The 21,974-nt window shown below is 65.2% G+C and carries 19 protein-coding genes; 7 read left to right on the top strand and 12 right to left on the bottom strand.

Annotated features, from left to right (window positions below):
- The first annotated feature begins 71 nt into the window (after positions 1-71).
- Complete coding sequence (gene trkA / locus AC5FRW_RS08315; RefSeq protein WP_493567975.1) at positions 72-1,409, top strand: Trk system potassium transporter TrkA; 1,338 nt, start codon at positions 72-74, stop codon at positions 1,407-1,409.
- 1 nt (position 1,410) lies between these two features.
- Positions 1,411-2,970: a TrkH family potassium uptake protein gene (locus tag AC5FRW_RS08310; protein ID WP_493567974.1), complete on the top strand. Its 1,560-nt coding sequence runs from the start codon at positions 1,411-1,413 to the stop codon at positions 2,968-2,970.
- On the opposite strand, the gene AC5FRW_RS08305 is transcribed toward AC5FRW_RS08310, so the two are convergent.
- The 5 genes from AC5FRW_RS08305 to AC5FRW_RS08285 all read right to left on the bottom strand — a co-directional run bounded on the left by AC5FRW_RS08305 (position 2,955) and on the right by AC5FRW_RS08285 (position 9,044).
- Positions 2,955-3,218, bottom strand: a complete 264-nt coding sequence (locus AC5FRW_RS08305) for a MarR family transcriptional regulator (protein WP_493567973.1) — start codon at positions 3,216-3,218, stop codon at positions 2,955-2,957. The genes AC5FRW_RS08310 and AC5FRW_RS08305 overlap by 16 nt on opposite strands.
- A gap of 37 nt (positions 3,219-3,255) precedes the next feature.
- Positions 3,256-5,136: a cation:proton antiporter domain-containing protein gene (locus AC5FRW_RS08300; RefSeq protein WP_493567972.1), complete on the bottom strand. Its 1,881-nt coding sequence runs from the start codon at positions 5,134-5,136 to the stop codon at positions 3,256-3,258.
- A 182-nt stretch (positions 5,137-5,318) separates the two neighbouring features.
- Complete coding sequence (locus AC5FRW_RS08295; protein ID WP_493567971.1) at positions 5,319-6,065, bottom strand: Lrp/AsnC family transcriptional regulator; 747 nt, start codon at positions 6,063-6,065, stop codon at positions 5,319-5,321.
- Between the two features lie 116 nt (positions 6,066-6,181).
- Positions 6,182-8,611, bottom strand: a complete 2,430-nt coding sequence (locus AC5FRW_RS08290) for an amino acid permease (protein ID WP_493567970.1) — start codon at positions 8,609-8,611, stop codon at positions 6,182-6,184.
- On the bottom strand, positions 8,604-9,044 hold the full coding sequence (locus AC5FRW_RS08285) for a universal stress protein (protein ID WP_493567969.1): 441 nt from the start codon (positions 9,042-9,044) through the stop codon (positions 8,604-8,606). Before AC5FRW_RS08285 ends, AC5FRW_RS08290 begins: the two co-directional genes overlap by 8 nt.
- Positions 9,045-9,260: 216 nt before the next feature.
- Here AC5FRW_RS08285 and AC5FRW_RS08280 point away from each other — a divergent pair, with 216 nt between their 5' ends.
- Genes AC5FRW_RS08280 through AC5FRW_RS08270 form a run of 3 tightly spaced genes read left to right on the top strand, consistent with a single transcriptional unit; the run spans position 9,261 to position 12,496 of the window.
- Positions 9,261-10,121 (top strand): universal stress protein, encoded by an 861-nt coding sequence (locus AC5FRW_RS08280; protein WP_493567968.1) that lies wholly within the window; start codon positions 9,261-9,263, stop codon positions 10,119-10,121.
- A gap of 1 nt (position 10,122) precedes the next feature.
- Positions 10,123-10,806, top strand: a complete 684-nt coding sequence (locus AC5FRW_RS08275; RefSeq protein ID WP_493567967.1) for a potassium channel family protein — start codon at positions 10,123-10,125, stop codon at positions 10,804-10,806.
- Between the two features lies 1 nt (position 10,807).
- Positions 10,808-12,496: a potassium transporter TrkG gene (locus tag AC5FRW_RS08270; protein WP_493567966.1), complete on the top strand. Its 1,689-nt coding sequence runs from the start codon at positions 10,808-10,810 to the stop codon at positions 12,494-12,496.
- 18 nt (positions 12,497-12,514) lie between these two features.
- Here AC5FRW_RS08270 and AC5FRW_RS08265 read toward each other — a convergent pair whose 3' ends face one another.
- The 4 genes from AC5FRW_RS08265 to AC5FRW_RS08250 all read right to left on the bottom strand — a co-directional run bounded on the left by AC5FRW_RS08265 (position 12,515) and on the right by AC5FRW_RS08250 (position 17,750).
- A complete protein-coding gene (locus AC5FRW_RS08265; RefSeq protein WP_493567965.1) occupies positions 12,515-12,664 on the bottom strand; it encodes a DUF7563 family protein in 150 nt (49 codons plus the stop codon).
- A gap of 185 nt (positions 12,665-12,849) precedes the next feature.
- Positions 12,850-13,698 (bottom strand): TatD family hydrolase, encoded by an 849-nt coding sequence (locus AC5FRW_RS08260; RefSeq protein WP_493567964.1) that lies wholly within the window; start codon positions 13,696-13,698, stop codon positions 12,850-12,852.
- Between the two features lie 64 nt (positions 13,699-13,762).
- Positions 13,763-16,933, bottom strand: coding sequence for a PKD domain-containing protein (locus tag AC5FRW_RS08255; protein WP_493567963.1), 3,171 nt, complete (start codon positions 16,931-16,933; stop codon positions 13,763-13,765).
- 358 nt (positions 16,934-17,291) lie between these two features.
- Complete coding sequence (locus tag AC5FRW_RS08250; RefSeq protein WP_493567962.1) at positions 17,292-17,750, bottom strand: NYN domain-containing protein; 459 nt, start codon at positions 17,748-17,750, stop codon at positions 17,292-17,294.
- A 117-nt stretch (positions 17,751-17,867) separates the two neighbouring features.
- Here AC5FRW_RS08250 and AC5FRW_RS08245 point away from each other — a divergent pair, with 117 nt between their 5' ends.
- Positions 17,868-18,155, top strand: a complete 288-nt coding sequence (locus AC5FRW_RS08245; protein WP_493567961.1) for a hypothetical protein — start codon at positions 17,868-17,870, stop codon at positions 18,153-18,155.
- Between the two features lie 35 nt (positions 18,156-18,190).
- On the opposite strand, the gene AC5FRW_RS08240 is transcribed toward AC5FRW_RS08245, so the two are convergent.
- The gene (locus AC5FRW_RS08240) at positions 18,191-18,478 is read right to left on the bottom strand and encodes an amphi-Trp domain-containing protein (protein WP_493567960.1); all 288 of its coding nucleotides are present in this window, start codon (positions 18,476-18,478) and stop codon (positions 18,191-18,193) included.
- A gap of 123 nt (positions 18,479-18,601) precedes the next feature.
- Between AC5FRW_RS08240 and AC5FRW_RS08235 the strand changes: the two genes are divergently transcribed.
- Positions 18,602-19,141 (top strand): NUDIX hydrolase, encoded by a 540-nt coding sequence (locus AC5FRW_RS08235; protein ID WP_493567959.1) that lies wholly within the window; start codon positions 18,602-18,604, stop codon positions 19,139-19,141.
- Positions 19,142-19,165: 24 nt separating this feature from the next.
- Here AC5FRW_RS08235 and AC5FRW_RS08230 read toward each other — a convergent pair whose 3' ends face one another.
- Positions 19,166-20,347 (bottom strand): MFS transporter, encoded by a 1,182-nt coding sequence (locus AC5FRW_RS08230; protein ID WP_493567958.1) that lies wholly within the window; start codon positions 20,345-20,347, stop codon positions 19,166-19,168.
- A gap of 39 nt (positions 20,348-20,386) precedes the next feature.
- A complete protein-coding gene (locus tag AC5FRW_RS08225) occupies positions 20,387-21,778 on the bottom strand; it encodes an MFS transporter (RefSeq protein WP_493567957.1) in 1,392 nt (463 codons plus the stop codon).
- Positions 21,779-21,974: the final 196 nt, after the last annotated feature.

Here is a 21,974-nt window from a genome sequence, read left to right as displayed (position 1 = left end):
TCGGTCGGATAGCAACGGATTTAGGTGCGGACTGAAAAAACCGTCTCTATGAACGTCGCGGAGGGGCACCGATGCGAGTCGTAATCGTCGGTGCTGGCGAGGTCGGGTCGAGTATCGCAGCGAGTCTCGCCAATTCTCACGAAGTCGTCGTCATCGACATCGACCGAGAACGCGTCGAATCACTCCAGTACGAGGTCGACGTGCTCGCGATTCAGGGCGACGGCGCTTCTCTGGAGACACTCGAAGACGCGGATATCAGGGACGCCGACATGCTGATCGCCAGCACGGACGACGACGAGACCAACATCGTCACCTGTGGGACGGCAAAGACCGTCAGCGAGGACTGCTTTACCATCTCGCGGGTCAAGAACACGAAGTTCCTCGAAACGTGGCGCCACGCCGAAGGGGCCTTCGGCGTCGATTTCATGGTCGGGACGAATCTCCTGACCGCCCAGACCATCGTCAGCGTGATCGGCCTGCCGGCGGCAAGCGACGTGGAATCCTTCGCCGGTGGCCGAGTGCAGATGGCCGAGTTTACCATCAACCCCGACAGTCCGATCGCCGGCCAGACCGTCCAGCAGGCGGATCGTTTCGACTCGCTGACCTTCGCCGGTCTCGTCCGTGATGGTGACGTGATCATCCCCGATGGCTCCTCGCGCATCGAGGCCCACGACGAGGTCGTCGTCATCGGCTCCCGGGACAGCGTCCGACAGTTCGCACAGGAAGTCTCGCCCAACGACGACAACGGGGCCAGCAACGTCCTGATCGTCGGCGGCAGCGACATCGGCTTTCACACGGCTCGACTGCTCGAAACACGCGGGCTGAAGCCCCGGCTGATCGAGCGAGACCACGATCACGCGCGGGCACTCGCGGAGGACCTCCCGGGGACGACCGTCATGGAGAGCGACGCGACCGACCGGGAGTTCCTCGAACGCGAACACATCGACGAGGTCGATGTGGTCGTCGCGGCACTGGACAACGACGAGAAGAACCTGCTCGCGGGACTGCTGGCGAAGCGACTCGGTGCAGAGCGGGCGGTCGCGGTCGTCGATGCCGGCGAGTACGTCGATCTGTTCCAGGCTGTCGGTATCGACGTGGCAGTGAACCCCCGTGAGGCGACCGCCGAGGAGATCACGCGCTTTACCCGCGAGCGGAAGGCTGAAAACGTTGCGATCATCGAACACGATCAGGCCGAAGTCATCGAGATCGAAGTCGACTCGGGCAGTCAGCTCGTGGGCCGTCCGATCCGGGAGGCGATCACGGACCTGCCTGACGGCGTCGTCTTCGGGGCGATCACGCGAAACGGCGACTACGTCGTTCCGCGCGGTGACACGATCATCGAGGCCGACGATCACGTCGTCCTGTTCGTGGATGCGTCGGCGGTCGAGGAAGCTGCGGGTCTGTTCTAACATGTCTCGGTTACGTGTCGACTGGCGGGCGGCGACGAGCCTCGTCGGCTCCGTCCTGAAGTACCTCGCTGTCCCGCTGGTCTTGCCGTTGCTGGTCGCGATCGGCTACGGCGAGGGTCTCGTTCCGTTTGCGGTGACGATGATCGTCACCGTCCTGTTGGGCGTCGCGCTCGAACAGCTGGACGACGACCCCGATCTGGGCGCGCGCGAGGCGTTCTTGATGGTGTCACTGACGTGGCTGGCCGTCGCTGTCGTCGGCACGATCCCCTACGTCGTCGCAGGCTGGGGCACCCAGTCGACGCTCGCGAACCCGGTCAATGCGCTGTTCGAGTCGATGTCCGGCTTCACGACGACGGGGGCGACGGTCATGGGATCGATCACCTTCGACCGCCACTCGCATGCCCTCCTGTTGTGGCGACAGCTAACCCAGTGGCTCGGCGGGATGGGGATCGTCGTCCTCGCTGTGGCGATCCTCCCGGAACTCTCGGTCGGTGGCGCGCAGTTGATGGACGCCGAAGCGCCGGGTCCGGGTATCGAGAAATTGTCGCCACGGATCGCAGCCACCGCACGGGCGCTGTGGCTGGCGTATCTCGGCTTTACTATCCTCGAATTCTGTCTGCTGTACGGGCTTCACCTGCTTGGCTACGCCCCGAACATGGGCCTGTACAACGCCATCACCCATCCGCTGACGACACTCCCGACGGGCGGGTTCTCACCGGAGGCCCGCAGTATCGAAGCGTTCTCGGCAGCGGTCCAGTGGGTTATCATCCCCTTCATGGTCGTCGCTGGGACGAACTTCGCGCTGTTCTGGCGTGCGTTCGACCGGGACGGGCGCGTGTTCAGCAAGGACAGCGAGTTTCGCTTCTATGCCGGTGTGATGGCGGTGCTGTCGGCAGTGCTTGCCGGCCTGCTCTTTGCCGGTCTCGGCGACGGACTTGCGACGATCGCCGAGAACGTCCTGCCGATCCCGGGCAATGCCGAACGGTCGCTCCGTCACGCCACCTTCCAGGTAGTCTCGATCGTTACGACGACCGGCTACGCCAGCATGGACTTCAACACGTGGAGCCAGACCAGCCAGTATCTCCTGCTCTTTGGGATGTTCATCGGTGGCTCGGCGGGATCGACCGGTGGCGCGATCAAGATCGTCCGCTGGCTGGTCATTCTCAAGAGCCTCAAGCGGGAACTGTTCACGACGGTCCACCCCGAGGCGGTCAGTCCGGTTCGACTCGGCGGTCGCACCATCGACGAGCGTGCCATCCGTGGGATCTACGCCTTCACGCTGTTGTATCTCGTCATCTTCTTCGTCAGTGTCGGGTTGCTGGCGCTCAACACTGCCAGAACTGGTGCCTACGATGGCTCGCTGTCCGTCCTCGAACTGATGGCTGCAATCGCGGCGACGCTCGGCAACGTCGGGCCGGGCTTCGGTGCGATCGGGCCGATGAACAGCTACCTCGGGTTCGCGCCGTCCTCGAAGCTGTTCATGGTGTTCCTGATGTGGATCGGACGACTGGAGATCTTCCCGGTGCTCGTCTTGCTAACCCGGGCCTACTGGCGCTCGTGATCGCTGTCGGTACCGCTCGCCCAGTAGGCGCCGCGGTGACGCACCCGCCCACTGTCTTCTAGCTTCGAGAGGACGCTCCCGATGCAGCCACGGGGCACACCGGTCGCTTCTCGGATTTCCTTGAGCGTGTACGCCTCGTCGGCGTGGTCGGCGAGGAACTGTTCAACGGTCTCGACGTGTGTCGGATCCCGGTGCGTGTGGAGTTCCGTGACTGGCGTCTCCTCGAACTCGACGATAGAGATCGGCATGTCCGGGTATACGCTCGAAGTGGAAATAACCGTATCGTCACGTATTGTACTGATCGAGCGCCTCGCGAACGGCCTCTTTGCGACCGATGATCGTCAGGTGGTCGCCTCGCTCGATCGTCTCACTTGGCTCGGGCAGCCGATTGTGTTCGTTCCGGCTGATCAAGGCGAGATGGCAGTTGTCTGGGAGGTCGGTCCGCAGTGCAGACACTGTCTCGCCGACCATCCCGTCGGTCACCTCGATCTCCTGTACGTCGCCCTCGCGGTCCAGTTCGGTCATCCAGCGGGCGATCGCCGGGCGCTCGATGACGTTGTCCATCGACCACGCGATCGACATCCCACTGGAGATCGCCTCGATATCGAGATCCCTGAACGCTTCCTCGTTGTTCGGGTCGTTGACCCGGGCCACGATCGTCTCTACGCCGAACGTGTTTCGTGCTAGCTGGCCGACCAGCAGGTTCACGTCGTCGTCGGCAGTCGCCGCTGCGACGACCTTCGCGTTGTCGGCACCCGCGTTCTCCAGTACGTCACGCTGTGTCCCGTCGCCCTCGTGGACGGTGAACCCGTCGCTGCGGAGGTCCTCGACGACAGCGGAATCGTGTTCGATCAACAGGACCTCCTCGCCGCGGTCCGCCAGCCGCTCGGCGAGTGCCCGCCCGACTCGACCGCCGCCGACGACGATTGCGCGCATCGGTATCACGTTCAGTCCCTGTGCGATGTGTCGGGCCAGTCCACCTTCAAACACGATGGTGACGAAGATGACGAGAAACACCGTTCCGACCAGCGTCGAAGCGGCTTCCGGGTTCGTCGGCTGGAGTTCGAGTGCGAACAGCGTCGCGACGCTGGCGGGGATGATGCCACGGGGTCCGATCGCGCTGATGAAGGCACGCTCGCGCAGTGTCAGTCGATCGCCGATCGTACAGAGACCGACGAGCAGCGGGCGGACGACCGCTGCGATCGCGACGACGGCGACGACGCCGGGAAGCCCGAGTGCAGCAAGGTCCTGCAGCGAGAGCAGCGACGCGAGGACGACGAACACGAACGTCAGCACCAACAGCGTGATGTCGCCCTTGAACTGCTCGATCTCCTCGCGGTAGGGCAGGTCGACGTTCCCGAGGACGAACCCGGCGGTCGCGACGGCGGCGATACCGGACTCGGAGCCCAGTTCTCCCGCGAAGCTGGTCTCGGCGGCCGCGATCTCGGCGATACCGTAGGCCCCGAGCGCGGCGATGAGGACGATAAAGCGGGCGTTCTGTGGTGCGTTCTCCACCGAGAGGTGGACGTGATTGAGCAGGTACCAGATCACACCGGCCACACCACAGCCGACGAGGATACCCAGTCCGAGGCGTACCGAGAACGTTCCGACGAGCGTCTCCAGCCCTTCCGATCTCAGCAGGACGTACTCGAAGGTGACGAGCGCGAGGATCGCGGCAGTCACGTCGTTGACGACGCCCTCTGTTTCCAGCGTCGTCGCGACCCGTTCACGAACGGGGACGACGTTCATGATCGGCGTGATCACCGTCGGCCCGGTCGCGACGAGCAACGCCCCGATCAACAGCGCGAGGTCCCACCCTGTTCCGATCAGATACCGGACCACCGTCGCGGTGCCAACGAGCGAGATGACCGCGCCGATGGTGACGAGTCGCAGCGTCTCGCGAGGCGCTTCCCTGAGACGCTCGACGTGGAGGTGGAAGGCTCCCTCGAAGACGATGATCGCGACGCTCAGTCCGACGATCGCGGGGAGCGCGTCACCGAACACGTTTGGGTCCACCAGTCCGAGTCCCTCCGGGCCGACGATGACGCCCGCCAGCACCAGAAAGAGGACACTCGGGATCCGAAGCCGGTCTGCGAGCACCTGTGCGGCGACGCCGACCCCCATGATCGTCACGACGATCCTGACGATATCGATCGCCCCGCTCATCGTCTGTCGCGGTCGCCACGATCCGATTCGATTCCTACCCCGTGCATCTAGCTGTCTGTTCCGTATCGATCGGCTAAACAGTTCTCATGGTGCTCCACGGGGCTGTTTGCGGGACCCGCCTGCCGGGACCGGACCCGGATGAAGTCTCGTCCCGACGGGAGTCGACCCGCTTTGGGCGCGGACTACTGTCGGTCCCCGAACACGTCGAGCGTCGATTCGGCGACGCCGTCCCGCGAGAACACGGACACCAGATCGCCAGCGCGTATCTCGGTGTTGCCCTTCGGCGTGATGATCTGGTCTTCGCGCTCGATAGCGATCACCAGAAGGTCGTCGTCGAGCAGTTCCTTCTCGTTTGCGGCCCGAAGCGTCTCGCCGACGATCGTCGCGTCCGTATTGACGGTCACGTCGACGACCGATGCACCCCCGGCCAGATTCACGACATCGGTCATGACGCCCCGCTGGGTCCCGTCGTCGGGACCGAACGGCTGGTACGGTGCGAAGTACTCCCGCTGGACGAGGTCCTCGTCTTCGATCGAGAGTCCGATCTTGTTCAGTTGCTGGGCGATCCGGGTGAGATCGCTCATGTCTTCGCCGATCGCCTTGATCTGGAGGTTTCCCCGTCCCGTTCGAAGCTCCCGCACGTTGATGACGCCCGGCACCGTCAGGACCTGTCGTGCGAGATCCTCGCGGTCGCCGACGGGGGCGTCACAGACGAACAGGTTCGTCAATCGTCCCTCACAGCGCTCGAAGTCGATGTCGGCGTGGTACCCCCGGATGATGTTGTCCTGCTCCAGTTGTGAGATGCGATTGCGGATCGTCGCGGCAGAGACGTCGACCTCCTCGGCGATCTGCGGTGCGGAGATGTTCCGCGCGTTACGGGCTAGCTCGTAGAGAATCCGCCTGTCGATATCGTCGATCCGGCGACCCATGATGGTCGGTACAGCAGGGGTGTCAATCGGTCTTTCTATTCATAGGGATCATCGTAGCCGGTCGGAGAGAGCAAGCCTCCCGACCGGCCCTGGAGGTCGATTTTCCCGAGAGAGATCTATGAATTACTACGATGATCCCTATCAGTGAGTCGCTGGACGATCGCGTCTCGGATCGACCGCGGGCTTCGGGACGCACCCCGGGCCATGACGACGGTCCCGTCGGTTTGCTCCCCGATCGCCTCCGGGATGGACCCGAACAGCACCTGCGAGACGGCACCTGTCCGGGTCGCGCCCACGCTCACGGTGTCGTAGTCGGCCACGGCGTCGAGGATCGCCGGGCGGATCTCCTCGTCGGTGACGACGATTCTGGTTTCGTAGTCGATGTCGTCGAGGTCACTCGCCTCGACGAGTCGTTCGATCGTCGCCTCGCCACGCTCCTGGGGTGGCGTCTCGTCGTCCGTCTCGGTCGACTGGACGTTGAGCAGCGTCAGCGACGCGGTATCTGTCGCAGCGACGTACTCCGCGGCCCGCTCCGTCGCGACCGGTGCGTGGGGACCGTCGCCGGCGAGGACGACGACCCTCTCGGTGTCGGCTGCGCTCCCGGAGGGTTCGCGGTCGTCTGCTAATTTGATCAGCGTCGTCTCACAGGGGGCCTGCTCGACGATCGGATCGATGTTCGACCCCAGTACGTGTTCGCGTGCACTGCGCGAACCGGTCCAGCCCACGACGACGTGGTCGGCGTCTTCCTCCTCGACCGCGTCGAGGATGGCGTCGCTGGCGCTCCGGGCGACGATCGCTCTGGTTCGCAGTCCCACGTCGAGGTCGGTCGCGATGTCGCGGGCCGACGCGAGCAGTTCCTGCTGTCGATCCACGCGCTCCTCTTCGAACGCCACGTCCTGTGCGAGTGAGGTCTGCTGTGGCACCTCGATGACGTTGATCGCGACGATCTCGGCTTGCCCGTTCTCGTGGGCGTGGGCGCTGGCCGCCGCCCATCGCAGGAGATCGCGCTCGGTGTCGGGGTTGGCGACCGGGACGACGACGCGATAGCTGCCTTTGCCGTCGGCGACCGTGTCTGGCTCCGGGGCGATGGCCTCACCCACGAGGCTCGCGCTCGGCGCGCGCTCGCTCGCGTACGCGTAGTACCAGACGACGCCCGCGACGACCAGTACCGACCCGATCGCACCGACGACCGTCAGTGCGAACGGCAGGGTGACGCCGACGCCGCCGAGCGCGACCGTGAAGGGCGACCAGTCGATCGACATCTGGACGAGCACGGCGAGACAGGCCGCGCATCCGACGATCGGGACGACCGGGTAGGCCACGTCGGGGATACGGAAGTCAGGCTCGTAGTCCTCCGGCTCGGCCCGGCGCAACACGACCACGGCTACGTGGACCAGCGCGTAGGTGACCAGATACATGAAACTCGCCACCTCGGCGAGGGTCCCGACGCCGACGCCGACGGCGATCAGGACGAGCGTGATGATACCCGTCGCCGTGATCGCCCGGTAGGGCGTCCGGAAGCGGTCGTGGACTTCGTTGAGCCAGTCGGTGAGGATCCGGTCCCGGCCCATCGCGAAGTTGACGCGGGCCGCCGAGAGGATGCTTGCGTTCGCACTGGAGACAGTGGCAAGCACCGCGCCGAGGATCATCAGAAGCGCGCCCAGTGAGCCGGCCGTGTCGGCCGTCACGTCGACGAGCGGGAGCATCGACAGGACGCCGGCGAGGGGGGCGAAGATCTCTCGGGCCACGTCGGCCACGGGGATCGGAGAATCGGCGAGCGCATCGATGTCGAGCGTGCCCGTCGAGATGTACATGACGCCGACGTACATCAGCGTCGGCGTGACGACGGCCGCGATCATCGCGAGCGGGAGGTTCCGACTGGGGTTCTTGATCTCCTCGGCGCTGGTGGCGATCACCTCGAAGCCGATGAAGGTCACGTAGACGGTGCCGACGGTCGCTGCGACGGCGGGCCACCCCTCCGGCGGGAGAAAGGTTCCGATGGTCGGTCCACTTCCGATGCCGAGTCCGAGGAACGCGACGATCAGACCGACAAGCGTCAGGACGATCACGTTCTGGAGCGCGCCCGTCTCCTTGACGCCGTAGTAGTTGACGCCGGTCAGGATCGCCGCCATCACCAGCGCCGCGACGGTGATCCCCGTCTCACCCCATCCCGAGAGGAAGCCGACGTACGATCCCAGTCCGGGCAGGAGGTACTGGCCGAACCCGATCATGTAGAACGCCGAGGCGAAAGTCAGCCCCGACCACATCCCGAGACCGACGATACTGCCGAAGAAAGGGCCGAGCGCGCGGTTGACGTAGTAGTAGCTCCCGCCAGCTTTGGGCATCCCGGTCGCCAGTTCCGACAGCGACAGCGCGGCCAGCAGCGAGACGATCCCACCGACGAGAAAGGAGACCATACTCGCCGGGCCGGCCGCCGCCGCCGCGATGCTGGGCAGGACGAAGATGCCCGCGCCGATCATCGTCCCCAGTCCGATCGTGTACGCTTCGAGGAAGCCCAGGTCGCGCGCGAGTTCCTGATCAGCCATCCGCTTCCTCCACGTCGGGGAGTGTCACGACCGGCCGGTCGCTCGTCTCGACGAGCGTGTCCGCCACGTCCCCGGTCAGAAGCTTTACCCACTTGCTGCCACCTCTGGGCGTGAAGACGATGGCGGTGGCGTCGGCCTCGTCTGCGCCCTCGATGATCGCCGTCGCTACGTCGGTGTGATAGCGGATCTCACTCTCGACTGCCACGTCGTCGTCCGCGAGTACGTCCAGTGCCGCGTCGAAGATCGCCTCGGCGTCGTCCTCACGCTGTTCGACCGATGCCTTGTCGAGTGCGCCGCCGGCCTTCTCGATGACGTGGACGAGCGTCACGACGCTCTCGCCCGCCCGCAGGTGCGGACGGAGCGCGCGAACCGTCGCCGTCGCGTCTGACTCGGACGCGAGTGGTACTACTGGTCGATCGAACAGGTCGCTCATCGTGTCCCCCTCCGCGGCCGCTTCGTGTCGACCATATCCTATCGACCGCGGTGGCTGTCTCCCATCGGATTCATATTCGTGCCTGATTCGGTGGCGCTCCTTAATTCATTTGTGTCGATGGTGACTGGTCTGCTGATTCCTGTGGGAAATCCGACTGTACTTTCGATTCAAAACTGACTAGCCAGTTTTATTGTCCTCCGAAAGATACCGGTGTGCATGTCCGGTTCGAACGACCCCGAACCCGATCGACCGTCGGTCGGCGACTCGACCGACGGCGATCAGGAATACGTCCTCTATCCGATCTTCGAATCCCACGATCACCGGACGTTCGAGATCGCCCGTGATATCGCCGAGGGGGCGGACGCGACACTGCTGGTGCTGGATCTCTATGCCGACGACATGGAAGTCCTCGACGAGTCACGGCGAGTCAGTAGCGAACTCCTCGCGAACCGACTGGACGAGGACCACGACCTCACGATCGAGACTCGCTTCGAACGCACCGTCGATCCGGCCAGCGAGGTGGTCAGGGTCGCCCGAAACCACGACACGAGACTGCTGGTCTTCGACGAACACGCACCAGAGGGACTCGTCACGCCGATCACCGGTGACGTGACCGACCGGATCAGCGATCGGGTCGCCTGCGACGCGATCACGGTCGAACGCGTCCGCAACAGTCCGGTCGCGTCCATCCTCGTCCCGATCGCCGGCGGGAAGCACTCTGCACTGTCCGTCTCCGTCGGGGGTGCGATCGCCCGGAGCGTCGGCGCAGTCGTGGAACTGTTCCACGTCGCCGAATCCGGCGAGACGGCCGAACAGGTCGACGAACTGTTCGCGGACGCCGCCCGACAGATTCCCGACGACGTCGACGTGGACACGTGGACACTAGAGCGTGAGAACGTCGCCGAGACCATCGTCGAGCAGTCGAACCACTACGACCTGACCGTCGTCGGCGAACCCACCCGGGGACGGCTCCGCCGGTTCGTGTTCGGATCGGTCACCGACGACGTGAGTGAGGGGTCTCACAACACCGTGCTCGTGAGTCGCCGCAGTAATGGGGATCCGTTTAGTTGCACCTAACATGTACATCGTTATCGTCGGTGCCGGTGACACCGGCACTCCGTTGATCGAGATGGCCACACAGGGCGGCAACGAGGTCGTCGTCGTCGAGCGCGACGACCAGCGAGCGGAGCGTGCCGCCACGCAGTACGATTGCCTCGTCATCAACGACGACGCGACCACGAAGGAGACGCTGCTGGACGCCGGGGCCGACCGGGCCGACGCGCTGATCAGCACGACGGACGTGGACGCGACCAACGTGATGATCTGCCTGCTCGGGCAGGAACTGGACGTGCCGGAGGTCGTCTCGGTCGTCCACAACCCCGAGCACATGAACCTCTTCCGCCAGATCGGGGTCAACACGATCGAGAACCCCCAGCGGCTCATCGCCGATTACCTCTACCGGGCGATCGTGCGCCCCTCGGTCGTCGACTTCATGCGCATCGGCGAGACGGCCGAAGTGTTCGAGATCACCGTCACCGAGCAGTCGCCGGTGGTCGGCAAGACTCTCAGCGAGGCCGGCCAGGAGGGACTCCTCCCGGAGAGTGTCCTTATCGTCGCGATCGACCGGAACGGGACGGGCGACCCGATCACCCCGCGCGGGACGACTCGCATCGAACACGACGACCTCCTGACGGTGTACTCCGCCGAGGGTGCGACCCCCGAAGTGACCGACCTCTTCGGCCATCCGGAAGACCACGCGTGACATGAACGATCGGGTACTCACTGCCGTTCCCGACGATCTCGCGATCATCGCGCGAGACGTGGGGTCGCTGCTGTTGATCGAGGCGCTCGTGATGACCGCGAGCATCCTCGTGGCACTCGCGTTCGGCGAGTTCCACGCCGCGCTCGGGTTCCTGCTGGCTGGCGGGATCACTGCCGGCGTCGGGGGTCTCGCCAATCACGCGTTCGCCGACGCCCGCCCGCCGAAGATGAAACACGGGATGGTGATCGCCGCCAGCGGGTGGCTGATGGTCGCCGTCTTCGGCTCGCTGCCCTTCCTGCTGACCGCGTGGCTGACGCCACCGGAGGTGATGGCGACGTTCGTCCCTGCCGGCACCGACACCAGCGGCTGGGAACCGATCGCCGTCGGGTCGACGACGACGCTGTCGAGTCTCGGGTACTTCCGCGATCCCTTGCACGCGCTGTTCGAGAGCATGAGCGGCTGGACCGGAAGCGGGCTGACGATGGCCGTCCACGAACCGTCGCTCCCGCGGGCGATCCAGTGGTGGCGCTCGGTGATCCAGTGGGTCGGGGGCGTCGGCGTGATCGTGCTTACCGTCTCGATCCTCGCGCGGCCCGGCAGTGGGAGTTACGCGCTGTACCAGAGCGAGGCCCGCGAGGAGAAGATCCATCCCAGCGTCGTCTCGACGGTCCGAACGGTGTGGAAACTGGTGCTGGGATACACTCTCGTGTCGACGCTGCTGCTGTTCGTCGCCATCCGCGCGAGTGACTTCGGGAGTGCGCTCCCGCTGTGGGAGGCCGGCTGGCAGGCGCTCAATCACGCGATGACCGGCCTCACGACCGGCGGGTTCAGCGTGACGGACAACTCCATCGCGACCTACGACTCGGTGCTGGTCGAGGTCACCCTCTACCCGATCATGATCGCGGGGGCCATCGCTTTTCCCATCCACTACGTCGTCCTGCACGACTTCGAGTTCCGCGAACTCGTCTCGGACCTCCAGACCCGGTGGCTGTTCGTCCTGCTGGCGGTCGGGATCACGGTGCTCTCGCTCCAGAACGTCGTCTCGATCCCCGCGACCGAGGGTGCCTTCTCCTCGCAGTCGATTCTTGGCGGGGTCGTTCCGTCGCTGTCTGCCCAGCAGGTCGATGCGGTCCGGGACGGCACCTTCCAGTGGATCAGCGCGCTCAGTTGTACGGGCTTCCAGTCGGCCCCGATCGGTCGCTGGGTCGCCGGCGCAAAGGTGTTCGTCGTCGGCGCGATGACGCTGGGCGGGGCCGCCGGGTCGACCGTCGGCGGTATCAAGATCGTCCGCGCCTACACCGCCGTCCGCGGGATCGTCTGGCAGTTCTCTCGCGTGTTTCTCCCAAAAAACGCCGTCGTCGTCGCGAAGATCGACGGTCGGACGCTCGACCGCGCCGAGATGGATCGCGAGTTCAGCGAGGCGGCGATCGTCTCCTTACTGTGGCTCCTCTTGCTGGTCGCCAGCAGCCTCCTGCTCGTGAACCTGATCGGTCCCGATTTCGGCTATGCTGACGCACTGTTCGAGGTCGCCAGCGCACAGGGCAACGTCGGCCTCTCCTCGGGAATCACCGGGCCGACGATGTCGCCCGTCGCCGAGGCGATGTTCCTCTTCAACATGTGGATCGGTCGGCTGGAGATCATCCCCGTCCTCGTGTTCGTCCGCTCGGCCATCTACGGGCTGAATCCCTGACACGCAAACCGTTCCGTATCAGACCTCTCTGGCGCGCTGTTTTGCCACTTCCGCGATGCCGGCGTTGGCCGAGCAGTCCGGACACGCCCGAAGCCGGCCGCGGCCGTCGGCGAACACCCGAGCGAAGCGATCCGAGACGTGACTGTTGCAGTGATCACAGGTTGGCATTGGTACGTGCACGCCGACCGTCGAAGGCCGCGCGCTCACTTCTCGATAGGCAATGTCATCTAAAGACGATTTGCCGGAATGTCACCCAAATTCGTCCCAGATTCGAGCGACGGCGGGCGATGTCGCCGACTCTAGGGCCGTCTCGGTTCAGTCACTGCCGAGCGTCGCCTCGGTGTCGTCTCGGTTCAGTCACTGCCGAGCGTCGCCTCGGTGTCGATGCCGTAGACACGGGCTGGCGTCTCGACGTGGGCGCGCCGGACCGCCTCGCCGTGGCCTTCCTCTAGCAGCCACCGGACCCGTCGCGGGACCGTCTTCGGCCCGAGTACCGCGCCGGGGCGGTCCGGGTCGTCGATGTAGTCGGTCTCCATCAGGAACGGTTCGCCGGTCTCGATGGCATCCTCGATGTCGTCGGTGTTGGCGATGACGCTCTTGATCGGCCCGCGCACCCGGCCGTTCGAGTAGTGCTTGACGACCTGCTCGCGGGGCAGTCCTTCCGCCTCGGCCCACTCGACGATCTCGGTGAAGTCCTCGCCGCCTTCGGTGTGTAACTGGACGACACAGCCGACTTCTCCCGCCAGATTGAAGGCGTGGCGCATGACCTCGTTCGAGGCTTCCCACACCGCGTCGTCGACCTCGTAGTGAGGTCGGCCGGACTTGATCGCCAGCGCCGGCCCGTCGGCGACGTACTCCGCGGCCACGTCGAGACCGGTCTGCATGATGTCGCGGGCTTCCTTTGGGGTGTAGCCGTCGTCGACGAGCTGGCTGATCAGCGCCGGATGGACACCGAGCACCGGCCACGCTTTGCCCGGCAGGACCTCGCTCGCGTCGGCCGTGACTTCGACGGTCAGGTCGAAACACTCGCGAAAGACCGACTCCTCCGTGGCCGCCTCGACGAGGTTCCACGACGGCTTGTTGAGCACGTTCAGGTGGGTGCCGCCGTGGTCGGCGAACTCCGCTGCGGCCTCGACCCCGCGGCCGTTGACCGGATCGAGATGTAAGTGATTGTCCAGCACCGGCGTGTCGAGTTCGTCCATACGCGCCCCGTCGCAGGGCCAGCAAAAAAGCGATTCGCGTCGATTCCCCTACTGGGAAGCGCCGTCAGTTCCCGAAGCGGTTGCGCATGTCGAGTGCGTCGACCAGTTCGGTGTTCTGTTCGACACTCGACATTTCCTCGCGGAACTCGACGTGGCAGGTGTCGAGCATCACGTCGACGAGGTCATCGAGGTTCCAGTCGTACTGGCCGTCCCCGGTGACGTTACCGTAGGTCATCGCGAACTTCTGGTTGGGGTAGAGCACCCGGTACTGGTACGGGTTGTCGTGGTGCGTGACCCGAATGCCGTAGGCCGACAGCGGTGCGTCCGTTCCCTCGAAGGGACCGGGCTTGGCCGCCTTGGGCAGTTTCACCTCGATCACGTCACGCTGTGGGTGGCCCACCGAGTAGTTCTTCCGTTCGGCGTTGTCGTAGGAGAACTGACTCAGGCCGCTGCCACCCTTCGACGGGGCGACGTACCACATGATCGCGCCGTCGATCAGTAGCGGCACGTCGGTGAGGTTCTTGAAGATCAGCGACGTGTCGAACAGCCAGCCGCTGCCGTGAATCTCGGCGGTCGCCTCGACCGGCGCGTTCGAGGTGAAGCCGCTCCCGAGCGTCTCGCCCGTGAGCGGATGGACCTTCTCAGTGGTCGCCTCGATGATCGGATTGTCGGTGTCGTTGTACTGGCTGTCGCTGACGCCGCTACTCCACTCTTCGCGTTCGGGCTGGAGGTAGACGTCGTCGAACGATTCGCCGCCCGGCCAGGCGTCCTGGATGAGTACCGACGGATCGTTGGTCGCTGCGACCGGTCCCGCGTCCGCGGTCAGGCCACCGTCGCGGCCGCCACCGTCTTGGAACGGAACCGGTTCGGTCTCTTCGGGCAGTCCGGTCACCCACGCCATGATCCGTGCGTTGTTCACCCGCGGGACGCCTGCGGCATCGAACTGCTTGACCAGTTCCAGTCCGCGGTCGCCGAGCGCGCCCAGTTGCATCGAGCCGTCGGCGGCGTTGTTCTGGATCGCGTCGACGTCGGCACCGTACTGGCTGGCGTCGCCGTTCAGTTCGTTCTTGAGCAGCCCCTGTACGCCGCCTTCGGTGTATTCGAGGTTGAAGTCCTGATCGTAGTCCGGGTAGAACTCCGCGAGCGTCGTCTCGGCGGTCACGTCGGTCCCGGAACCGACCGCGACCGTCGACGTAGTGGTGTCGGTCGCGCCGCCGTCGTCGGTGACGGTCAACTCGGCGCTGTAAGAGCCTGCGTCGCTGTAGGTGTGAGTCACCGTCTGCCCTGTGGCGGTCGAGCCGTCACCGAAGACCCACTCGTAGGACGTGATCGAGCCGTCGGCGTCCGACGAGCCGGTGCCGTCGAAGGTCGCTTCCTCGCCGGGTGACGGTGAGGACGGCGAGACGGTGAAGGATGCGGTCGGTCCCTCGTTGGGGGAGCCGACGGTGATGTCGGTCGTCGTCGTCGCCGACGCACCGCCGTCGTCGGTGACGGTCAGTTCGACGGTGTACTCGCCGTCGCTGCCGTAGCTGTGGGTCACCGTCTGGCCGGTGGCTGTCGTGCCGTCGCCGAGCGTCCACTCGTAGGACGTGATCGAGCCGTCGGCGTCCGACGAGTCGGCGCCGTCGAAGGTGACTTCCTCGCCGGGGTCCGGGTTCGCGATGTCGACCGTCAGCCCCGCCATCGGCGGCGCGTTGCCGTCGATCGCGAGGTCGCCGACCATCGACTGTGGGTGGACCGTACAGATGTACTCCACCATCTCTTCGGTCGCTTCGAATTCGAGCGTTCGGCTCTCGCCTTCCTGGCCGACGCGCTCGGTCTCCAGCAGATTGTCGCCGTTGGCGTTCCGAATCACGAGGTCGTGTGGGACGCCGTCGATGTTGTTCCAGGTGAACGCGTACGATTCGCCGGAGGTGAGGTTGATCGTCGGGTTCTGTTCGCCCTCGATACCCGATGGCTCGACGCCGACCCAGCCGTCGACGTTGCTGTCGATCGTAATCTGCGTGGCGGTGTCCACATTGCTGACCGAGACCGTCACCGATGCGGTGTCGGACGCGCCAGCGTCGTCGGTGACTGTCAGCGTTGCGGTGTAATCGCCCGACGAGGCGTAGCTGTGGGTCACCATCTCGCCCGTTGCCGAGGAGTCATCGCCGAAGTCCCACTCGTAGGACGCAATAGAGCCGTCCGGGTCGGACGACCCCGACGCGTCGAAGGTGATGTCCTGACCGGTATCGGGCGCACTCACGTCCGTCGTGATCGATGCCGTCGGCCCTTCGTTGGTGCTGCCACAGGTCCCGACCTTGTCCCAGGGACCGTACTCGCCGCCGGCACCGGGTTCGTCACCCGAGGTCCACCAGTTGGCTTCCCACAGGCCGCCGTCGAAGGTGACTTGATCGCCACCCGAGTAGGCCGTGCTCGAATCCCATGCTGGGACGCCGTCACAGCTCCCGCCGCTCGTGTCACTGGTGACGGTGACGGTGGTGGTGTTCGAGTCAGTCGCGCCCGCGTCGTCGGTGACGGTGAGCGTGACCGTGTAGTCGTCCGCGCTGTCGTAGCTATGGCTCGCGGACTCGCCGGTGGCGGTGGTACCGTCGCCGAAGTCCCACTCGAAACTCGCGATGGTGCCGTCCGTGTCCGAGGAGCCGGCTGCGTCGAACGACACGGAATCGCCGGTACTCGGCTCGGCCGGATCGACGGTGAACGACGCGTCGGGCGCGACGTTCGACGAGTCGCCGACGGTGATGGTCTTCGTTGCCGTCCCCGGAGCGTCCTTGTCGTCGGTGACGATGAGCGTGACCGTGTACTCGCCTTCGGAGTCGTAGGTGTACGTGACGGTCTCGCCCGTGGCTTCGACCTCGCCGTCGCCGTTCAGGTCCCATTCGTAGGACGCGATAGAGCCGTCCGAATCAGACGACCCGGACGCGTCGAAGGTGACTTCCTGACCGGGGTCGGGCGAACTCACGTCGGTGGTAAAGGTCGCCGTCGGTTCGGTGTTGTCATCCGAACAGGAGTGTTCACGGGTCCAGGCGGCGACGCTCTCGCTTGGCTCTTGCTGGGTCCACCACTCGGCGGTCCACAGCGCACCGTCGTAGATGACTTCGTCGCCACCGCTGTACGTCGCGCTCGAATCCCATTCGGGCGCGTCACAGTGTGCTGTTGCCGTCGCGCTCGCACCCACCGCGAGCGCCGACAGTGCCGATACTTTCCGCAGGATGTTTCGTCGTGTGTCTTTCATAGATCCCCCAACCGCACGATTGTCGCTTCCCGATACCCCAACCGTTTCACTTTGGCAGTTGCTTGCACAATGCTATTTTCGCTACTAAGGTAGCGGCAGCAGTATATAAGTTTTTATGATTTTGCAGATTTTTTAATTAAGGTCTAGGGCGGTGAGCGAGATGTCTCGCCACCGGAGCGAGACAGGCCCAGTGGTGGTGACACGACCTGCTGGGATAGTGATCTGACACCATCTTCGACGACCGAAAGGCGCGTCCCAACCACTGCTGACGGTGTGAATCAGATCTCTCAGTGACACGGAGCGGTCCCGTGCTTGGGCGAGTAACAGTCCCGTTACCGAGGTGCCCACGACGGTATCGTCACTCTTCGAGTGTCGTCGCGTTCTGTGCTGCGTTGCGCAGCGCGTCAGAGCGACCGTGTGCGCCGGGTGCGATCGCCAGCGTCTCGATCCCGCGTTCGCCGGCGCTCTCCAAGACCGGTTTGAAGTCCGTATCGCGAGAGACGATCGCCAGCAGATCGATGCTCCCGTCGGCCGCTGCAGCGGTCGCGTCGACCCCGAGTTTCACGTCCACGTCGCCACTCGTGATGACGACCTCGAACCCCCGTGCTTCGGCGGCCTGAATCAGGCCCGGCGTCGCGTGTTCGTCGAGATAGAGCCGCGTGATCGAGAGTCGGCCCCACTTGTCGGCCTCCTCGCGAACGTCGTCGAGGTCCACGTCGAACTCGTTGCGAAGCACGTTCGGGCCGTCGACGAACACCCCGACGCGAGGCTCGGCGGCTGTGTCGTCGCCGCCGAGCAGGCCACGGAACCAGTCCATATCAGTCGGTTCGTGCCCTCCGGTAAAGTGGTTACTAGTCGGTGTCTCTCGTCGCCGTCCAATTCGTCCACCACGCGCGCCGCTGGGTTTACCGGCGTGTACGCGGATGCACTGGGTATGGAACGGCTCCGCCACTGGATCGAGGACATCTTCTACACCTACATGTACGGCGATTGGGAATCCGTCACCCACGGCCTGTGGGTGTACGGCCACGTCGCGATCCTGCTCGCGACGGCACTGGTCGGGTACACGTTCGCCCGCGGGCAGTACCTGCTCACCGCACTACTGGTCCCGTTTCCGCTCGTGTACTTCTATAAACGCCACGAGAAGGCCCGGATCTACACGGTCCACTCGGAGACACCGATCGAACCCGGTGAGGAGTACGACCCCAGCGAGCACCGGTGAGTGGTCTCCCGTCGTTCGGGATCGGCGGTGGGAACCTACTCGATCTGTAGGTCGCCGCTGCCGCCGTCGCCGCCTTCGGCGTTCTCGTCCCACTCCAGTTCGAACTCCACGCTGAGTTCGCCGCTGGCACCGGTCGGCCCTTCACGTTCCGCTTTGACTTCGAACTCGACGGTCTCGGGTGGGTCCATCGTCACCGACTCGCCGCCGGCTTTCAGCGTGATCGGCCCGCCGCTGTCGATGCTGTCGGCGACCTGCCGGAGGTACGCCGCGACATCGCTCCTGCTGTGGTTCGCTTCCGATTTGAAGAGTACTTCTTCTGGCATACCCACTCCTACGTTCCCATCACTGATATATTGGAGGTCTACCGACACGTCGGTGACGGTCCCGTAGAAACCGCCGAAAGGTTTTCAGAGACACCCGCTCACGCTGACAGTGGAGCAAACTGCATGGTACCCCACGACTCCGAGACCGATCCCTCCGACACCGGCGTCGACTCCCTCGTCGAACACGAATCACTGCAGGACCGCGACGACGTGCAGTATCACGAGCAACGGGACGTTGTCGACGCTTCGGTCGTCGACGACGTGGCGGCCCTCCCCGACATGGCCGGGGTCGGCATTCCGAACGACGACGGCGAACTTCTCTTTCGGCGGCTCACCGACACCTGCGAGTGGAAGATACCCGTCGCGAACGTCGGTCCCGGCGAGGACTACGCGGCGGCGATTCGCGACCACGTCCGCGAGACGATCGGTTTCACGCTCGAACTCGACGCGGTCGAGACCGTACTGGACATCACTCTCGAAACCGAGGACGGCGAGCGCACTGCCTCTCGGACGTTCGTCACGTTCCGCGGGTCGCCCGTCTCGGGCGAGTACGATCTGGCGGCGGTGACGCCCGACGGAGAGGCGGTCGAGGACGTGGACTGGTTCGCCGAATGCCCGCCGGCGGCCGACGAGATCCCCGGAACTGAGGTCTTTCTCGATTGATCCGGGACCAAGCTTCGGTCGCGTTCAGGCACCGACGCTCGCTCGCTTTCGTTCCCACCGGAGAAAGACGGGGATCGCGAGCGCCGCCACGCCGATCTCGATGGCACCGGTGACGAGGAAGGCGGTGAAGAAGTCGAAGCGGTCGGCGACGGTGCCCCCGACGAGGATGCCGGCGAGGAAGCCGACACTACCGAAGACGTTGAACCCGCCCATCGCAGCACCGCGTTCTTCCGGGCGAGCGAGGTCGGTCACGAGCGCCATCGTCGCCGGAGCCATCAGCGCGCCGATGACGCCGACGGCGACCATCCCAAGCCCCACGAGTTCGATCCGTGGTGCCGCGCCGACGCCGATCACGGCCAGTCCGTAGACGGCCGAGCCAGCGACGACCGGGACCGTCCTGCCGATCCGATCCGAGAGGACGCCGAAGGGGTACTGAAAGAGGGCGAACGGTGCGAAAAAGAGCGCGAGGACGATGCCGGTCGCGCCGGGCGACAGTTCGAAGGCGTCCCGGAAGTACAGCGTCCCGACGAGCGCGAAGAAGCCAGCGGTGTAGCGATCGATGAAACCGAAGGCGTAGGGGACGAACAGTTGCGGGCGCGCGCCGAGGCTGCCAAGCACCGCGCCGAGACCGCGGTCGGTCGTGGGTGCCCGGTCGGGGACTGTCCACGCAAGCACGGCTCCGAGAGCCAGCAGCGTGCTGGCGGCCGCGATGGGGGCCAGCGGAGCGACCTCGTACAGTTGTCCACCGAGTGGCGCACCCAGTGCTGTCCCGCTCCCGATCGCGATGCCGGCCGCGCCCATGTTGCGTCCGTGGCCGCCACCGAGGTCCATCAACATCGTCATGGCGAGCGAGAACGCGCCGATGGTCAGCGCGCCCTGCACCACGCGGAGAGCCAGTACCGTGAGAAAGGAGGGCGCGACGTTCGGGACGGCGAGCAAGGCAGCGTACCCCGCTGCCCCACCGAGCGCACCGACGACGATGTAGGGTGCGCGCCGGCCGGTCGCGTCGCTGATAGCCCCCCAGACGGCCGCGAAGACGACGAACGCGCCAAACTCCGCGGCGAGGAACCACATGCTCGCTTCGAGGTCGGTCGTCGCCCCTAGTGCGTCGACGAGCGTGTCGATTCCCGGATACAGCAGCACTTGCGCCAGCAAGACGAGAAAGATCACGCCCGCCAGTGCGATTCGTGTCCGTCGCTCGCTCACGAGCAGTGGTTGGGTGTCGGGGATCTTACGAATGTCGGGTCATGCTCGACTGTACGCTTCGAACTCTCGACCGAAGACGAGGAAGACGGCGACCCCGACGATGCCGATGGCCGAGGCGACCCCGAAGGCCAGTTCGGGACCGGCAGCGAGCGTTCCGAGTCCCGTTCCGATCGCCCAGTCGCTGCCGTAGAGCCACCCGCCCAGCGCGGCACTTGGGATGACGAGCGTGTTCCGCAGGAGGTAGTAGGTCCCCGTTACCCGACCGCCGGCGTCGCGTTCGGCCGGGCCGACGATCAGCGCCTTGTGGGCGGGCAGGCCGGCAAAGCGCAGTCCCGAAAAGGCAAAGAGTGCCACGAGCAGCCACTGGTCGGCGGGCGCGTAGATCAGGAGGACCGGGAAGACTGCGTAGACGGTGAAGCCGATGGCGACGACCGGTTTGAGACCCGTCCGCTCGGCCAGTTTCGAGACGGGCACCATCGACAGCAGGGCGATCACCATCTCGATGCCAAGCAGGACGCCGAAGAAGGCGTCGGGGCGCAGCGAGACCCCGGCGAAGTCGAACCCCACGGTCAGGAAGTCGGTGACGACGATGACGAAGAAGACGTACACCATCCCGTTGGCAAAGCGAACGAGCGTATCGGCGACCAGCAGGGGTCGCAACGCCGCCGGCATCGCCCGGAGGTCGGCGACGACGCCAGAAATTCCCTCGAAGGACTTTCCGAGCGTATCCTCGCTGGCATCGTAGAGGGCGTGCTGGGCGACCGTCGCGACCGCGCCGAAGGCGACGGCGACGAGCAAGACCCACTGAAAGCCCGTGAGGAAGTCGGCAGCGACCGCGAGCAGCCCCGCCGCGACGAGCGGTCCCAGCAGGAACCCGATCCGGCGGAACACCTCCGTGCTGGCAAAGCCCATCGCGAGATGCTCCTCGGCGGTGGCCTGCTTGACGACGGCGAACGTCGCACCGAGACCGAACGATTTCCAGGCTTGCGTGAGGAAGAGACCGACGAACAGCCAGAGCCACGGTTCGACGGTCCCCCCGAGCGTCACTCGGCCGAGCGCCGGCACGCCGAACTCGACGACCGGCAGCGTGACCACGGGGAGGACTGGCGCGACGTACCACAGCGCGAATCCGACGGTCGCGACGGTGCCAAAGAGCGTCAGCGCCAGCCGTGACCCGATCCGATCGGAGAGCGCGCCGCCGGGATAGGGGTAGACGGCGCTGATGAGGTTGCCGACGCTGCCGTACAGACCGATCACGCCCGCACTCGCCCCGAGGACGTTCAGGTACTCCGGGACGTAGCGACTCGTCATCTGGAAGGCGAGGCTGAAGGCCAGCATCGCCAGTGACAGGACGAGCACGTCCCGTTCGAGCGCGAAGAACTGCCGGAACGGGTCGAGAATGCTGGCGTCGTCGCTCGCCTCTGTCGACATGTTCGTCCGTTCGGTCTCTACCACCTAAACGCCCGGAAACCGGCAACGAGAGTGTCACTGTGTCTGCTGGCGAACCGAAACGCCAAGTCGGAACTGGCCGGTCAGTCGGAGAACGATGGGCCAGCAACGGCGTGGCGACGGCGATCAGGACGGTCACGCGACGGGCGCTCCTCGCGTGATTTGCGTCTCGACACCG

The sequence above is a fragment of the Halomicrobium sp. HArcht3-1 genome, from assembly GCF_058933345.1.
The sequence above is the reverse complement of the archived record's forward strand: the minus strand, read 5'-3'. Positions and strand labels throughout refer to the sequence as shown.